The organism is Protofrankia sp. Cas8, assembly GCF_963555845.1.
Classification (GTDB): Bacteria; Actinomycetota; Actinomycetes; order Frankiales; family Frankiaceae; genus Protofrankia.
Window position 1 is genome coordinate 3,482 of the sequence record NZ_CAUVXI010000101.1, and the last position, 794, is coordinate 4,275.

Genomic DNA, 794 nt, shown 5'->3' on the forward strand with positions numbered 1-794 from the left:
GATGGTGTGCGCAAGACCGGCGACCTCACCGCGGGCATCCACGGTGATCTTCTGGGACAGGTCGCCCTGCGCCACCGCGGTGGTCACCTGGGCGATGTTGCGGACCTGATTGGTCAGGTTTCCCGCCATCGAGTTCACCGACTCGGTGAGATCCCGCCATACCCCGGACACGCCCTTGACCCGCGCCTGCCCGCCGAGATTGCCCTCGGTGCCGACCTCGCGGGCGACCCGGGTGACCTCGTCGGCAAAGGACGAGAGCTGGTCCACCATGGTGTTCACCGTCGTACCGATGCGCAGGAACTCGCCCCGCACCGGCTGGCCGGCGATCTCCATCGCAATATGCTGCGAAAGATCGCCCTGCGCGACCGCGGCGATGACCCGCGCGACCTCGTGCGTCGGCCGCGCAAGGTCGTCGATGAGCGAGTTGACCGCCTGGTTCGACATCGCCCAACCGCCTTCGAACCCGAGATCGGCCATCCGCTCGGTCAACCGGCCGTCCCGCCGGATCACCTTGCTCACCCGCTCCAGTTCGAGGGAGTGTCGCTGTTGGACGCCGGCAAGCTCGTCGAAACGCGCTGCCAGCAGTGTGCCGCGGCCGCCGCGTTCCCCCAGCCGAACCGAGAAGTCACCGTGACACAACGCGGTGAGGGCACCGAGCAAATCGCTGATGAGCTGGTCGTCCACGGGCGCGGTTTCCGACACCATCGTCATGATGAAGCTCTCCAAACCCGCGTCCGCGGGAATCACTCGCGTCTGGCCGATCGCGCCGAACGGGTCGGCAACCGTTCATGAGG

At 67.1% G+C, this 794-nt stretch carries 1 protein-coding gene; it reads right to left on the reverse strand.

What is annotated here, in order from left to right; all coding sequences use genetic code 11:
- A partial coding sequence (locus U9977_RS15470; protein WP_322749964.1) for a HAMP domain-containing protein occupies nt 1–711 on the reverse strand: 711 nt, incomplete at its 3' end.
- Nucleotides 712–794: the final 83 nt, after the last annotated feature.